This is a genomic window from Streptomyces sp. TBY4, assembly GCF_024213195.1.
Taxonomy (GTDB): Bacteria; Actinomycetota; Actinomycetes; order Streptomycetales; family Streptomycetaceae; genus Streptomyces.
Window position 1 is genome coordinate 26,164 of sequence record NZ_JANAVF010000020.1, and the last position, 14,722, is coordinate 40,885.

The 14,722-nt window shown below is 73.2% G+C and carries 15 protein-coding genes; 10 read left to right on the forward strand and 5 right to left on the reverse strand.

What is annotated here, in order from left to right; genetic code table 11:
- Positions 1–6: 6 nt before the first annotated feature.
- Positions 7–711: a DedA family protein gene (locus tag NLX94_RS33325; RefSeq protein WP_254386874.1), complete on the forward strand. Its 705-nt coding sequence runs from the start codon at positions 7–9 to the stop codon at positions 709–711.
- Between the two features lie 38 nt (positions 712–749).
- Here the strand turns inward: NLX94_RS33325 and NLX94_RS33330 are convergent, their stop codons facing one another.
- On the reverse strand, positions 750–1,295 hold the full coding sequence (locus NLX94_RS33330) for a gamma carbonic anhydrase family protein (protein WP_254386875.1): 546 nt from the start codon (positions 1,293–1,295) through the stop codon (positions 750–752).
- A 126-nt stretch (positions 1,296–1,421) separates the two neighbouring features.
- Between NLX94_RS33330 and NLX94_RS33335 the strand changes: the two genes are divergently transcribed.
- Complete coding sequence (locus NLX94_RS33335) at positions 1,422–2,162, forward strand: acyltransferase (RefSeq protein WP_254386876.1); 741 nt, start codon at positions 1,422–1,424, stop codon at positions 2,160–2,162.
- A 246-nt stretch (positions 2,163–2,408) separates the two neighbouring features.
- On the opposite strand, the gene NLX94_RS33345 is transcribed toward NLX94_RS33335, so the two are convergent.
- Entirely contained in the window at positions 2,409–3,278 is an 870-nt protein-coding gene (locus tag NLX94_RS33345) for a DMT family transporter (protein ID WP_254386877.1), read from the reverse strand.
- Positions 3,279–3,390: 112 nt separating this feature from the next.
- On the opposite strand from NLX94_RS33345, the gene NLX94_RS33350 reads away from it, so the two are divergent.
- The gene (locus NLX94_RS33350) at positions 3,391–3,972 is read left to right on the forward strand and encodes an XRE family transcriptional regulator (RefSeq protein ID WP_254386878.1); all 582 of its coding nucleotides are present in this window, start codon (positions 3,391–3,393) and stop codon (positions 3,970–3,972) included.
- Between the two features lie 32 nt (positions 3,973–4,004).
- Here the strand turns inward: NLX94_RS33350 and NLX94_RS33355 are convergent, their stop codons facing one another.
- On the reverse strand, positions 4,005–4,793 hold the full coding sequence (locus tag NLX94_RS33355; RefSeq protein ID WP_254386879.1) for an HAD-IB family phosphatase: 789 nt from the start codon (positions 4,791–4,793) through the stop codon (positions 4,005–4,007).
- A 163-nt stretch (positions 4,794–4,956) separates the two neighbouring features.
- Positions 4,957–5,361 (reverse strand): CoA-binding protein, encoded by a 405-nt coding sequence (locus tag NLX94_RS33360; RefSeq protein WP_254387016.1) that lies wholly within the window; start codon positions 5,359–5,361, stop codon positions 4,957–4,959.
- Positions 5,362–5,576: 215 nt separating this feature from the next.
- On the opposite strand from NLX94_RS33360, the gene NLX94_RS33365 reads away from it, so the two are divergent.
- The 7 genes from NLX94_RS33365 (at position 5,577) to NLX94_RS33395 (ending at position 12,924) form a co-directional block, all read left to right on the forward strand.
- Positions 5,577–5,996, forward strand: coding sequence for a hypothetical protein (locus tag NLX94_RS33365; RefSeq protein WP_254386880.1), 420 nt, complete (start codon positions 5,577–5,579; stop codon positions 5,994–5,996).
- A 509-nt stretch (positions 5,997–6,505) separates the two neighbouring features.
- Positions 6,506–6,724, forward strand: coding sequence for a hypothetical protein (locus tag NLX94_RS33370; RefSeq protein ID WP_254386881.1), 219 nt, complete (start codon positions 6,506–6,508; stop codon positions 6,722–6,724).
- A 60-nt stretch (positions 6,725–6,784) separates the two neighbouring features.
- Positions 6,785–7,411, forward strand: coding sequence for a YigZ family protein (locus tag NLX94_RS33375; protein WP_254386882.1), 627 nt, complete (start codon positions 6,785–6,787; stop codon positions 7,409–7,411).
- Between the two features lie 58 nt (positions 7,412–7,469).
- Positions 7,470–8,084 (forward strand): DinB family protein, encoded by a 615-nt coding sequence (locus NLX94_RS33380; protein ID WP_254386883.1) that lies wholly within the window; start codon positions 7,470–7,472, stop codon positions 8,082–8,084.
- An 88-nt stretch (positions 8,085–8,172) separates the two neighbouring features.
- Positions 8,173–9,345, forward strand: a complete 1,173-nt coding sequence (locus NLX94_RS33385) for an exonuclease SbcCD subunit D (RefSeq protein ID WP_254386884.1) — start codon at positions 8,173–8,175, stop codon at positions 9,343–9,345.
- Complete coding sequence (locus NLX94_RS33390; RefSeq protein WP_254386885.1) at positions 9,342–12,359, forward strand: AAA family ATPase; 3,018 nt, start codon at positions 9,342–9,344, stop codon at positions 12,357–12,359. The genes NLX94_RS33385 and NLX94_RS33390 overlap by 4 nt, the downstream gene beginning before the upstream one ends.
- 58 nt (positions 12,360–12,417) lie before the next feature.
- Positions 12,418–12,924 (forward strand): rhodanese-like domain-containing protein, encoded by a 507-nt coding sequence (locus NLX94_RS33395; RefSeq protein ID WP_254386886.1) that lies wholly within the window; start codon positions 12,418–12,420, stop codon positions 12,922–12,924.
- A 70-nt stretch (positions 12,925–12,994) separates the two neighbouring features.
- Here the strand turns inward: NLX94_RS33395 and NLX94_RS33400 are convergent, their stop codons facing one another.
- Positions 12,995–14,701: a DUF885 domain-containing protein gene (locus tag NLX94_RS33400; RefSeq protein ID WP_254386887.1), complete on the reverse strand. Its 1,707-nt coding sequence runs from the start codon at positions 14,699–14,701 to the stop codon at positions 12,995–12,997.
- Positions 14,702–14,722 lie beyond the last annotated feature (21 nt).

The window sequence follows — 14,722 nt, forward strand, 5'->3', positions numbered from 1 at the left end:
GTACCGGTGCACATCCAGGAATGGCTGGAGACGATTCCGGCGGTCAGCATCTACCTCCTGGTGGGGCTCGTCATCGGACTGGAAAGCCTCGGCATCCCGCTGCCGGGGGAGATCGTCCTGGTCAGCTCCGCGCTACTGGCCTCGCAGCAGGGGCACATCGACCCCGTGGTGCTGGGCATCTGCGCGACCACCGGGGCGATCGTGGGCGACTCGATCGGCTACGCCATCGGGCGCAGGGGCGGCAAGCCGATGCTGGAGCGGCTGGGCCGGCGCTTCCCCAAGCACTTCGGGCCGGACCAAGTGGCCATGGCGGAGCGCTCCTTCGACAAGTGGGGCATGTGGGCCGTCTTCTTCGGACGGTTCGTGGCGCTGCTGCGCATCTTCGCGGGGCCCCTGGCGGGCGTCCTGCACATGCCCTACTGGCGGTTCCTCGTGGCGAACGTCCTCGGCGGGATCCTGTGGGCGGGCGGTACGACGGCCGTCATCTACTCGATCGGGATCGTCGCCGAGCCGTGGCTGAAGGGGTTCTCGTGGGTGGCCCTCGCCCTGGCCCTCGTCTGCGGGCTCGCGATGACGGTGGTGGTGCGCGGCCGGATGAAGAAGGCGGCCGCGGCGGCGCGGGCCGAGGCGGGTACCGATGCGGCGGCGGACGCTGCCGCGGTGCCGGTGCCGGGGCAGGCTTCGACCGCTTCGACCGTGCACACCGACTGAGAGGCCCGGCACCGACGCGTGCCGGGCCGTAGCGCCCGTTACGCCTCCGGGGCCACCGAGGCGCGGTGCTGCTCGGCCAGCTCGTTGTACATGAGGGCGTTGACCTTGATGCCCTCCCGCTCCTCCGCAGTGAGCTCGCGCCGCACCTTCGCCGGGACCCCCGCGACCAGCGAACCGGGCGGGACGATCATGCCCTGCGGGACCAGCGCCTGGGCCGCCACCAGCGAACCGGCGCCGATCACCGCACCGTTGAGGACCGTCGCGCCCATCCCGATCAGGCAGTCGTCCTCGACGGTGCAGCCGTGCACGACGGCGTTGTGGCCGATGGAGACGCGCTCGCCGATGGAGACCGGGAAACCGGGGTCCACGTGCACGGTGCAGTTGTCCTGCACGTTGCTGTCGGCGCCGAGCGTGATCGGACCGCAGTCCGCGCGGAGCACCGCCGAGTACCAGATGCTCACGCCCGCGCCGAGGCGCACGTCCCCGACCACGACGGAGGTGGGAGCGGTGAACGCCGTCGGGTCGATCTCGGGGTTCTTCCCGCCGACACCCGCCACGAGTGCCTGGGCCGCCTGCTGCGTCATGTGTTCTCTTCCTCTTCCGGTACGACGTGTCGCGCTACCGGAACCGTAGGCCACGCCGCCCGCACCCCCGGGGATGGGGTGAAGATCACGGCGCGGCCCGGGCCGCCGGCGCGCTACGGTGACCCGGTGGCGAAGAACCAGAACACGTTCTCTTCTCTGACGGCCCTGCGCCGCCGGCTGGCCGGGCGCGCGGTCCACGCGGGCTGGCGCTGGATGCAGCGGGCCGGAGCGGTCACCGCCCAGACCCCCGGAGGGCTGCGCTTCGGCGCGATCGGGCACGGCACCCGGCTCGCCTTCCCGCAGGGCACGGTCTTCGGCGCCCCCTGGATCAGGCTGGGCGACCACTGCATCATCGGGGAACAGGTCACGCTCACCGCTGGGATGATGCCGGACCTCGACCTCGGCGCCGAACCGGTCCTGGTCCTCGGCAACGGCGTGGTCATCGGCCGGGACAGCCACGTCATTGCCGACACCCGGATCACCATCGGCAACGACACCTTCTGCGGCCCCGGGGTGTACATCACCTCCACCAACCACAGCTACGACGATCCGCACGAGCCCATCGGCAAGCAGTGGCCGCGCAGCGCCCCGGTGGAGATCGGCCCGGGCTGCTGGCTGGGGACCGGGGCGGTGATCCTTCCCGGGGCGCGGCTGGGCCGCAACGTGGTGGTGGCGGCGGGGGCCGTCGTACGGGGCGAAGTGCCGGACCACGCCGTGGTGGCGGGTGCGCCGGCCCGCATAGTCCGCCGCTGGGACCCCGAGACGGGCTGGCAGCCCCCGCTGCGCACCCCGGCCCCCGTCCCGATCCCCGACGGCGTCACCCCGGAGCAGCTGCGCGCACTGACGGAGCTGACGGAACCGGAGTGAACGCGACGCCTCCCGCCCGGCCGGCGGGCAGCGGGTGGTGGGCGCGGCAGTGGATCAGGGGCAGGTTTCCTCGAGTTTGACCGTGTTGAACACGATCTTCGTGCTGGTGGCGGCCCGTGTGCCTGCGGCGGGCGCCTGCGAGCAGACCGTCCAGTTCCGGTCGAGGACCTGCATGCGGCTCTGACCGAGGGCGTCGGTGGAGCCGAGGAGGAAGAACCCCGCGGCCTGCGCGTTGTCCTGGGCGGCCTAGCCCGCCGCCAGGAGGACCGTGCCGGCCAGGGCCAGGCCCGCTCCCGCTGCCTGGACGGGGCGCAGGCGCTCCTTGAGGACGGCGAAGGCGGCCAGAGCGGTGATGACCGGGTAGAGGGAGGAGAGCACGGCGGCGGTGGTGACCGGGCCGTGCTGGGCGGCGAGGGAGTAGGTGCCGTTCGCCGTGACGTCGGCGAGGCCGACGAAGGCGAGCGGCGGCAGCAGCCCCCACAGGATCCGCGGCCCGCCCGTACCCGCCGGGAGGGCCGGGATCCCGCGCCCGGCCCGCACCCACAGGGCGGCGCCGCCGACGGCGACGTTGGTGACGCGCTGGACGAACAGGGCGAGGAACAGGCCGGGCACGGTGGAGGAGGCGGGGGCGATCAGGGCCATCACCGCTCCGAAGCCGAAGGCCGCGACGAGGGTGAGGACGACGGCCTGCCGCTGTACGGGAGCGCCGCGCAGCTCGGGCCCGCCCGCGAGGACGATGCCCACGACGGCCACCGCGATCCCCGCGAGCTGGGCGGCGCCGGGCCGCTCGCCCAGGAGCAGCCCGGCGGCCATCGGCACCACGACGCCGAGGGACCCGAGCGGGGAGACCACGCCCATGGGGCCGAGGGCGAGCGCCTTGTAGAAGCTGAGCATCGCGACCGGCCCCACCAGCCCCGCCCCCACCGCGAACCAGAGCTGCGGCCCGGCCTCCCGCCAGGCACCGGTTCCCAGGACCACGGAGCCCAGTACGAGGACGGTGAGGACCTGGGAGGCCACCACCACCGTGAGGGCCGGTATCCGACGGGTCAGCAGCCCTCCGCCGAAGTCGGCGAGGCCCCACAGGACGGCGGTGGCCAGAGCGAACAGGGCGGTCATGACAGGCCTCGCAGTACAGTGCGTTGAACGGTGGAGTACAGCGCACGATAGTTCAGTGCAGTGAACTCTGTCATTCAAAATCTTGTACTGAGTGGATGGAGTGGACGGAACGGTGTCGGATCTCGAACAGCTCACCCAGGCGCTCGGCCGCAACCTCAGGCACTGGCGCGGGGAGCGCGGGTTCACCCTGGAGGCCCTCTCCGCCCGTGCGGGAGTGAGCCGCGGCATGATCATCCAGATCGAGCAGGCCCGCACGAACCCCAGTGTCGGCACGACCGTCAAACTGGCCGACGCGCTCGGAGTCAGCATCACCACCCTGCTCGACCACGACCGCGGTCCGAAGGTGCGGGTGGTCCTGCCGGGCCAGGGGGTGCGGATGTGGTCCACGGAGGGCGGCAGCGGCGCGAGCATGCTGCTCGGCGACGACCGGCGCGGGCCGGTCGAGATGTGGACCTACCGCCTCGAGCCCGGCGAGGGCACCGCCTCGGACCCGCATCCGCCGGGCACCTTCGAGATGCTGCACGTCACGGTGGGGGAGCTGACGCTGGTGATCGCCGACGAGACGTACGTCGTACCGGCCGGCGGAGCCGTCTCCTTCGAGGCGGACGCCCCGCACGCCTACCGCAACGAGGGGCCGGGCCCGATGGAGATGACGATGGCGGTCTCCATCCCGCCGGTGACCTCCCACGGGTGACCGGTGCGCGGGGTTGTCGGATATCGGGACGGTCAGCGCGCGCCGGCGGCCCTGAGGCCTGCGCCTCGGCCGGTCGCGCCCAGGACGGGGTGCGTCGCGATCAGGTCCCGGCAGACGGCCAGTACGTTGCGGCGGTCGGCCGTGATCCAGTCCCGGTCCATCGCCCAGCCCCGCAGCACCGGGTCCGGTTCGAAGGCGACGGCCAGCCCGACCTGCTCGAACACCTCGGCGTCGGAGGGGGAGTTCCCTATGGCGAAGGAGCTCCGGCGGTCCACGGGGCTTCCCTTGGTCGCCGTACGCAGGGCCGCGCGCTTGCCGCCGGGCAGCGCCGGCGTGCTGGTGAGCGCACCGGTGCAGCGGCCGCGCCGGAACTCCGCCCGCATGCCGTGAGCTTCGCCTATGCCCAGCTCCGCCGCCGCACGCCGGACGATCTCGTACGGGCTTCCGGAGATCAGTACGGTCCGCAGCCCGGCCGAGTGCAGGAGCCGCACGAGCTCGTCGGCGAAGGGCAGGATCCTCTTCCGGGCCGCCGGCCAGGCGGCTGCGGCGGCCCGCTCCACCTCGGTCCGCTCGGCGCCTTCGAGGGCCCGCGCGAGGTGCGCGTAGGCGGCGGCCGCGGAGGAGGAGTGGGCCGCGGTGCCCCCGTGGTAGCCGGCCATCGCGCCGAGCGCCGCCCGCCCGGCCACCGGATCGCCGACGCCGCCGGCGATGAGGGACTCCACGAAGGGGAGGGCCACCGAGCCCTCCGCGAGCGTGCCGTCGAGGTCGAGCACGGCGATCCGGGCGTGGCTGCGAGCGGGACTCTGGGCATGGCTGATCACGGTGGGACTCCCTGGTCGGGGCCGGTCTGAGGTGCGCGGCAGACCCCGACGGGGGAGGCGCGGTCTCAAGTATTCGTACCGTTTGTCCGGTTTGGATACCCGAGTCGCGTTGAAAGGGTTGAAGGCGCAGCGGCCCCCGGATCCCTCGGATCCTTCAGATCCCTCAGAGGGCGGGGATCTCGATCGCCGGGCAGCGGTCCATGACCATGTCCACTCCGGCCGCACGAGTACGGTCGAAGGCGGCCTCGTCGACCACGTTCAACTGGAACCAGACGGCCTCCGCCCCCTTCGCGACGGCCTCGTCGGCGACCGTGCCGGCCAGCGCGCTGTTCACGAAGACGTCCACCACGTCCACCTTGAACGGGATCGCCTCCAGCGAGGGATAACCCTGCTCGCCGTGAACCGTCTCGGCCTTGGGGTGCACGGGAACCACGCGCTTGCCGTACCGCTGCAGCACCTCGGCCACGCGGTACGCGGCCCGCTCCTGATTGTTGGACAGCCCCACCACGGCCCAGGTGTCCCCGAGCTCGGTGAGGATCTTGCGGATGGTTGCCGGATCGCCGTACACGCGCGCCGCCTCCTGCTGCTGGTACTGGTAAACGTCCTGGTCCAGCTGCCCCTGCCCACTGACAGCCACCAGCCCCTTCAACGAAGAACACCTCCGCCGGATTCCCTGCACCCACCTCGGAAGCCCTCAGGCTCCTCGCTGGTCAAGCCGCGGCCGTCGGCCCGCGCTGTGTAGCCTGTCGTTCGATCTGTGCGAACGGGATGAGGGGGCTGCCGGTGCATGCCGAAGGAGTGCATGCCGCGATCCAGCTTCCCGAAGGATCTTGGTGGGACTGGGACGTGGTCTCCTGGGGGCGTGGACAGCTCAAGCTCGCCGCCGACCACGACCTGACCTACCACCACGGCCTGGAACTGGTCTTCGGCGATCCGGTCTTCGTCAGTTGTCCGTCCGCGTTCCACGACCCGGTCTTCCGGGCCCCGTCACCCGGCGAACTCCTGAAGGTCACGCGTGAACTCGGCGAGGAGCCGCCCCTCGTGGTCGCCTTCGAGGCCGACGCGGGCGGGCAGGGGCCCGTTTCATGCCTTATCGCCGCGGGGCGGCTCGACATGGTCCAGGAGACGGTCCTGCGGTACTGGCGCGAGGACGCGGGCCCCGACCAGCGCTTCGCTCCCTGGGTGAGCTCGCCTGACCAGTAGCGGCTTCAGGTTGGTTGGCGCGGCCGAGGGCGGTGGACGCCACCGCGTCGTGCGGCTGAAGAAGGCCTCCGGGAACCCAGGGCCGAGTCGTTTCGCGCCGTGAAAGCATCGGGGGATGATCAACGATGAGGGCCTCGCGGGAAGACGCCTGCTGCGGGACGGGCACACGACGGTCGTGGGCGACCTGCCCGACTTCCCCATGACCCGGTTCATCGGCCAGTAGATCCTTTCGGTCCGAGAGATCCGCTACCGGCACGGCACCTGCGACGCCGCCGTCGGCATCACCGCCCGGTTTCCCGGCGGGGCCGTCCGCGTCCTCGACCTCGCGGACGAGATCGTCGTGGCACATGACCGGCACCTGGGTCAGGTCGAGGCGCATCTCCATGAGGTCGCGATGCCCGCGAGCCAGGGTGCCTCGCCGTGAGGCGGAGCGCCCGCCGCGAACGGTCGAGCTCCGAACCGGCTCAAATCCCCACCGCCCGGCCCCGGAGCAGGCCTAGCCTCCCGGCATGAACCCCACCCTGCACCTGCACCTCGTAGCCGCCGCCCCCGCCGACACGGAACCCAACCCGTACGTCTACGAACTGGCCGACCGGGCGAAGGCAGCCGCGGACGCGGCCTACGCGATGCGGCACGCGCACGACGCGGCAGACCTGTCGGAGCGGCGGGAGTCGGCGCGGCAGGCCGCCGAGGATCTGGTGGACGCGGCGGCCTCCCTCTTCGCCTGAGGCCGGTGACGCGGCTCCGGGGCGGGCGGGCCGTCCTCGGCCACGGCTTAGGGTGGACGGGTGAAGGCAGACCAGTACGTGACGGTGGCCCGTGAGGGTGTGCACGAGTCCGAGATCAACCGCTCGCGGTTCCTGTGCGCGCTCGCGCCCGCGGCGACCGAGCGGGAGGCGCAGGAGTTCGTCGCCCGGATCCGCAAGGAGCACCCCACCGCCTCGCACAACTGCTACGCCTACGTGATCGGCGCCGACGCCTCCGTGCAGAAGGCCAGCGACGACGGGGAGCCCGGCGGCACCGCCGGGGTGCCGATGCTGCAGATGCTCACGCGCCGGGACATCCGCTACGCCGTCGCCGTCGTCACCCGGTACTACGGGGGCGTGAAGCTCGGCGCCGGAGGGCTCATCCGCGCCTACGGCGGAGTCGTCGGAGAGGCGCTCGACGCGCTCGGCACGATCACCCGGCACCGGTACCGGCTGGTCACCGTCACGGTCGACCACCAGCGGGCCGGCAAGACCGAGAACGACCTCCGCTCCACCGGCAGGACCGTGCTCGACGTGCGCTACGGGGCCGCCGTGGAGATCGAGGTCGCCCTGCCCGAGGCCGACCTGCCCGCCTTCGAGGCCTGGCTCGCCGACAGCACCGCGGGCAGCGCCACCCTCACCCCGGGCGGGGAGACGTACGCAGCCTGAGGCGTCCGGAGGAAATGATCTTGAGGTCGCCGGGCAGTCCGTGGCAGGCTCGGGCCGCATGATCGACGAGTTCGCGAAGGACAGCCTGCACCAGAGACTGCGGCGGGACCGTGAGGCGCTCCTCTGGAAGCTCGACGGGTTGTCCGAATACGACGCCCGCCGGCCTCTGACGGCGACCGGGACCAACCTCCTCGGCCTGGTTAAGCACGTGGCCACGGTCGAGGCCAGGTACCTCGGTGAGGTCCTCGGCCGGCCTTCCCCGGAGCCGCTGTGCCGGTGGCAGGACTCCGACGGCAGCGATCAATGGGCGGCCGAGCACGAGACGCGCGAGCAGATCGTGGGGTTCTACCGGCGCACGTGGGAGCACTCGGACGCGACGATCGGCGCACTCGCCCTCGACGCCCCCGGCCGCGTGCCCTGGTGGCCGGAGCCTCATGCCGACACCAACCTGTTCGCCGTCCTGGTCCATGTCCTCGGAGAGACCGTCCGGCATGCCGGGCAGGCCGACATCCTGCGCGAGGGTGTGGACGGCCGGACCGGGATGCGCGCCGAACACGAGCAGCCGGTCGACGAGGAAGCCCGGGCGGCCCACTTCGCGAAGGTCGAGCAGGCCGCCAGGGCGGCCGTCCGTATTGACGAGGTCCGTGGTGGTTCAGGGGGCGGCATGCGTTAGCGTGGCACGGGGGCGACTGCGGCCCCGTGCCGGGTCGTGTTGGTCTCAGAGGGGCAGTAGGGGTAAACGTGCAGGTCAGGGCGATTTCGTGAAGTTCCTGCACACCTCCGACTGGCATCTGGGCCGGAGCTTTCACCGGGTGAACCTGCTCGGCGCCCAGGCCGCCTTCATCGATCACCTCGTCGAGACCGTCCGCGAGCACGAGGTCGACGCCGTGCTCGTCGCCGGTGACGTGTACGACCGGGCCGTGCCCCCGCTGCCCGCCGTGGAGCTGTACGACCGGGCCCTGCACCGGCTCGCCGAGCTCGGCGTGCCCACCGTGATGATCTCCGGGAACCACGACTCCGCCCGCCGCCTCGGGGTCGGGGCCGGGCTGATCGGGCGGGCCGGGATCCACCTCAGGACCGACCCCGCCGGGTGTGCGGACCCCGTGGTGCTGACCGACGTACACGGTGACGTGGCGCTGTACGGACTGCCGTACCTGGAGCCCGCGCTGGTGCGGGACCAGTTCGGTGCCGGGAAGGTGAGCCACGAGGCCGTCCTCGGCGCGGCCATGGACCGGATCCGGGCCGATCTGGCCGGGCGGGCGCCCGGGACCCGGTCGGTTGTCCTCGCGCACGCCTTCGTCACCGGCGGGCAGGCCAGCGACAGCGAGCGCGACATCACCGTCGGCGGGGTCGAGGCCGTGCCGGCCTCCGTTTTCGACGGTGTCGACTACGCTGCCCTCGGCCACCTCCACGGCTGCCAGACGATCAACGAGCGGGTCCGGTACTCCGGTTCCCCGCTGGCCTACTCCTTCTCCGAAGCCGACCACCGCAAGAGTGTGTGGGTCGTCGAGCTGGGTGCGGGCGGGGAGATCGTGAGTGCCGAACGCGTCGGCACCCCCGTGCCGCGCGGCCTCGCCCGGGTCCGCGGACCGCTGGAGGAGCTGCTCTCCGAGGACGCGTACGCCCGGTACGAGGACTGCTGGCTGGAGGCCACCCTCACCGACGCCGTCCGGCCCGAGGACCCCATGGCCCGGCTCGCCGCACGGTTCCCCCATGTCCTGAGCCTCGCCTTCGACCCCGAGGGGCGCGCCGAGGACGGCGGCGGCTCCTACGCGCAGCGGCTCAGGGGCCGCAGCGACCGGGAGATCGCCGAGGACTTCGTCGCCCACGTGCGCGGGGGCGGCGGTTTCTCCGACGAGGCCGAACGGGAGGTGCTCCAGGGCGCCTTCGACGAGGTACGGGCCGAGGACAGCCGGCAGGAGACCCACCGATGAGGCTGCACCGGCTCCGCATCACCGCCTTCGGGCCCTTCGCCGAACCCCAGGAGATCGACTTCGACGCCCTCTCCGGCGCCGGGATCTTCCTGCTGCACGGTCCCACCGGCGCGGGCAAGACCTCCGTCCTGGACGCCGTCTGCTACGCCCTCTACGGGTCGGTCCCCGGCTCCCGTCAGGCGCCGGGCACCAGTCTGCGCAGCGACCACGCGGCCTCGGGCACCCCGACGGAGATCACCCTCGAACTCACCGCGGGCGGCCGCCGCCTGGAGATCACCCGGCGCCCCGAACAGGACCGGCCCAAGAAGCGCGGCACCGGGACGACCAAGGACAAGGCGCAGAGCTGGCTGCGGGAGTTCGACGGGGAGGGCTGGAGCGCCCTCAGCCGGTCCCATCAGGAGATCGGCGAGGAGATCGAGCAGCTGCTCGGCATGAGCCGCGAGCAGTTCTGCCAGGTCGTGCTGCTGCCGCAGGGGGAGTTCGCGCGCTTCCTGCGGGCCGACGAGGCGGCGCGCGGGCGGCTGCTGGGACGGCTCTTCGACACCCGGCGCTTCGCCGCCGTCGAAACCCTGCTGGGTGAGCGCCGCCGGGCCGCCGAGGCCAAGGTCCGCGCCGGTGACGAACAGGTGCTGCACACCGCCCAGCGGCTCGCCCAGGCCGCCGGGGACGCCGCCGACCTGCGCGCCTGGCCGCTGCCCCGGCACCAGCCGGGCGACCCCGGGCTGTCCGGGGCGATCCGCGCCTGGGCCGCCGTCGCGCGCTGCTCCGCCCGGGAGCGGCTCACCGTCGCCGAGTACGCGCTCGCCGCCGTCGAGGGCCGCCACGCCGCCGCCCGGCGGGCCGCCGAGGAGGCGCGGGAGCTCGACCGGCTCCAGCACAGGCACGCCGAGACCACCCGACGGGCGGCCCTGCTCGCCGAGGCCGGTCCGGAGCGGGACCGGGTGGCCGGCCTGCTCGACCGGGCCCGGCGCGGGGCCCTCGTCGCCCCCGCCCTGGAGCTGCGCGGAGCCGCCGCCGGCGCCCACATGGCCGCCGCGCACGCGGAGTCCGTGGCCCGGGCGGAGCTGCCGCCGCAGCTCGCCGAGGCGGGGACCGAGCAGCTGGCCGCGGTCGAGCAGCGGCTGCGCGAGGATCTCGGAGCCCTCGGAGCCGCCCGCCGCACCGAGCAGCGCAGCGCCGAGATCGGCCGCGAACGGGCCGACCTGGAACGGGAGTCCCGGGCCGCCGAGGAGCAGCAGCAGGAGACCGCCGAATGGCTCGGCCGCTGGGACGCCACCCGGACCGAGCTGGCCGGCCGCGCGGACGCCGCACAGCAGGCCGCGACCCTGGCCGAGCAGATCGCCGGCAAGCTGGAGCCCGCCCGGCTGCGCATGGACGCCGCCCGGCGGCGCGACGCCCTCGACGCCGACGCGGAGCGGGCCTCGGGCGAACTGCTCAGCGCGCGCGAGGAGTCGGCCGCCGCCCGGGAGCGCTGGCTGGAACTCAAGGAGACCCGGCTGCGCGGCATCGCCGCCGAACTCGCCGCCGCCCTGGTGGCGGGAGAGCCCTGCACCGTCTGCGGGGCCGCGGAACATCCCGCTCCGGCCCGCCCCGCCCCCGGTCACGTCGACCGGGCCGCGGAGGAGGCGGCGCACGCCCGCTTCGAGGGGGCCGAGGAGCGCAGGGCCGGCGTCGAGCGCAGGCTGGCCGCCGTCCGGGAGGCCCGCGCCGAGGCTGCCGCCGCCGCGGGGGAGGCCACCACCGCCGAGCTCATGGAACTCACCTCCGGGCTGAGCACCCGGCACGCCGAGGCGCACGCCGCGGCCGCCGGACTGCACACCGCGCGCGAGCGCCTCGCCCGCGCCGAGCGGGAGCACGCGGTGCGCAGCGCCGAGCGCAGCGAAGCCGAGGCCCGGGCCGCGGCGAGGGCCTCGCGCCGCGAAGCCCTCGACCGGGAGCAGGCCTCGCTCGAGGCGGAGCTGGCCCTGGTACGGGCGGACGCGCCCAGCGTCGCGGCCCGCGCCGGAGTCCTGGAGGACCGGGTCCGCATCGTCACGGCGGCGGCGGCCTCGCTGCGCCGGGCCGACACCACCGCAGCCCGGCTGAAGGAGGCCGACGACCAGCTCGCCGACGCCGCCTTCAAGGCAGGCTTCGACACCACCGAGGAGGCGGCCGACGCCGTCCTCCCCGAGTACGAACGCAGCGCGCTCCAACGCCGCACCGACGCCTGGCAGGCGGAGGAGGCCATGCTGGCCGACCGGCTCGGCGAGGCCGACACCGCCGCGGCGGCGGCCCTGCCCCCGGCCGCGCCGGAGGAGGCCGAGGCGTACGCGGCCCTGGCCGCCGCGAAGCTTCGTACGGCCGGGTCCGCCGTGGACGCGGCCCGGGTCCGGTGCACGGACCTCGACGGGCTCTCCCTCCAGATCGAGCGGGAGCTGCGCTCCCTGGGACCGCTGCGCGAAGCCTACGAACGGGTGGCCCGGCTGGCCGGACTCACCGCGGGCACCTCCGCCGACAACGAGCGCAAGATGCGCCTGGAGGCCTACGTGCTCGCTGCCCGGCTGGAGCAGGTCGCCGCCGCGGCGACCGTACGGCTGCTGCGCATGTCCGGCGGCCGCTACACCCTGCTGCACTCCGACGCCAAGGCGAGCGGACGGGGGCGTTCCGGGCTCGGGCTGCACGTGGTCGACGCCTGGACCGGCAGCGAGCGGGACACCGCCACGCTCTCCGGCGGCGAGACCTTCTTCGCCTCGCTCGCCCTCGCGCTGGGCCTGGCCGACGTGGTCACCGACGAGGCGGGCGGCATGCGGCTCGACACCCTCTTCATCGACGAGGGTTTCGGCAGCCTCGACGACCAGGCGCTCGACGAGGTGCTCGACGTGCTGGACTCGCTGCGCGAACGCGACCGCAGCGTCGGCATCGTGAGCCACGTGGCCGACCTGAGGACCCGGGTGCAGGCCCAGCTGGAGATCGTCAAGCAGCGCGGGGGCTCGGTGGTGCGGCACCGAACGGCGGGTGGACAGATCCGGGCATAGGTTGTGACCTGCGAAAACGCCTTTTCAACGGTGATCAACAAATTGTAGATTCGTCGCCATGACGACTTCGAACACCCAGGCCGCCTCCACCAACCCCGTGCTCCGGGTCCCGCCGGCCGCGCCCGCGGCGGCCGCCGCCTATTTCGCGGCCAGCCTGGCCTTCCACGCCGACGTCTCCGACGTCGCCGCCGCCTTCAAGGCCCACCGGGAGCAGGGCGCGGAGCTCGGCTTCCAGCTGGTCGACTCGCGCTCCACCCCGTCCTGGGACCAGGCCCACGTGCCCGGTGCGGTCCACCTGCCCACCGCGCTCATCGCCGAGCAGGCGGAGAAGCTCCTCGACAAGAGCCTGCCCGTGGTCACCTACTGCTGGGGCCCCGGCTGCAACGGCGGCACCCGCTCCGCGCTCGCCCTGGCCCAGCTCGGCTTCCAGGTCAAGGAGATGCTCGGCGGCATCGAGTACTGGATCCGCGAGGGCTTCGAGGTCGAGACCTGGCAGGGCCGCGAACAGCGCGCCGAGGCCGACCCGCTGACGGCCCCCACGGACTCGGACGACTGCGGCTGCTGAGTGCGAGCAGACGGACGGGCCGGCCCCGCGAGGGAGCCGGCCCGTCCGTGCGTGGCGCGGGTCCCGGAGGTCAGAGCTTCGACAGCTCGTCCACCAGGTCGTCCAGGCCCAGCGAGCCCTGGGACAGCGCCGCCATGTGCCAGGCCTTCAGGTCGAAGGAATCGCCGTGCGCGGCACGCGCGTTGTCGCGGCCCAGCAGCCAGGCGCGCTCGCCCAGCTTGTAGCCGATGGCCTGGCCCGGCATCGACAGGTAGCGGGTCAGCTCGCTCTCGACGAAGTCGCCCGGCCGGCCGCTGTGCAGGCCGAAGAACTCCTGCGCCAGGTCCACCGTCCAGCGCTCGCCCGGGTGGAACGGCGAATCCGCCGGGATCTCCAGACCCAGGTGCATGCCGATGTCCACGATGACGCGCGCGGCGCGCATCATCTGGCAGTCCAGGTAACCGAGGCGCTGCTCGGCGTCCTTGAGGTAGCCCAGCTCGTCCATGAGCCGCTCCGCGTACAGCGCCCAGCCCTCGGCGTTGGCGCTGACGAGACCGACGCTGGCCTGGTAGCGGGAGAGCTGGTCCGCCACGTGCGTCCACTGCGCCAGCTGGAGGTGGTGGCCCGGAACGCCCTCGTGGTACCAGGTGGAAACCAGGTCGTAGACGGGGAACCGGGTCTGGCCCATCGTCGGCAGCCAGGTGCGGCCCGGACGGGAGAAGTCCTCCGACGGGTTCGTGTAGTACGGGGCCGCGGCGCCGCCGGGAGGGGCGATCCGCGACTCCACCCGCTTGACCCGCTCGGCGAGCTCGAAGTGGGTGCCGTCGAGGTTCTCGATGGCCTCGTCCATCAGGCCCTGCAGCCAGGCCTGGACCTCGTCCACGCCCTCGATGTGGGTGCCGTGCTCGTCCAGGTGCTTGAGCACCTCCCAGGGGCCGGCGTCCGGCAGGATCTTGGCGGCTTCCGCCTTCATCTCCGCCAGCAGTCGGTGGTACTCCGACCAGCCGTAGGCGTACGCCTCGTCCAGGTCCAGGTCGGTGCCGTTGAAGTAGCGCGACCAGCGGGCGTAGCGCTCGCGGCCCACCGGGTCGGGCTTGCCCTCGACTGCGGGGGCGTACACGTCCCGCATCCAGTCGCGCAGTTCCACGACGGCGGCGGTCGCGGCGGCGGCGGCCTCGTCGAGCTCGGCGCGCAGCGCCTGGGGGCCGGTGGCGGCGAACTCGGTGAAGTAGCCCTCGGCACCGTCCTCGCCCTCGCCGGCCCAGGCGGTGAGCTGCTCGATGAAGGTCGCGGTGGGGCGCGGGCTCCCGAACAGGCCGCGCTCCAGGCCGAGCGCGAGGCACTCGCGGTAGCCCGCGTACGCGGCCGGTACGGCGCGCAGCCGCTCGGCGATCGCGGCCCAGTCCTCGTCGGTCTCCGCCGGGGTCAGGGAGAAGATCTCGCGCACCGAGTGGGCCGGGGAGTGGATGTTGCTGACCGCGCGCAGGTCCTCGTCGGCCTCGTGGACCGCGAGTTCGGCGGTGAGCCGCTCGCGCAGCAGCCGGGCGCAGCGGCGCTCGGCGTCGCTGTCGGCGCCCGGCAGCTGCTCGGCGGCGTCGAGCCGCGCGAGCGTGGTGCGGGAGAGTTCGGCGGCCGCCGCGCGGCCCGCGGGCGAGAGGTCCGGGAGCTTGGAGGAGCTCGCGGCCACGCCGAGGTAGGTGCCCGTGATCGGGTCGATGGCGATGAGGTCGTCGACGTAGGCATCGGCGACCTGGCGGGGCAGCCGTGCGGAGCTGTCACTGGTGATGATGTCTGACATGTGGACATCTTCGTATGCGAG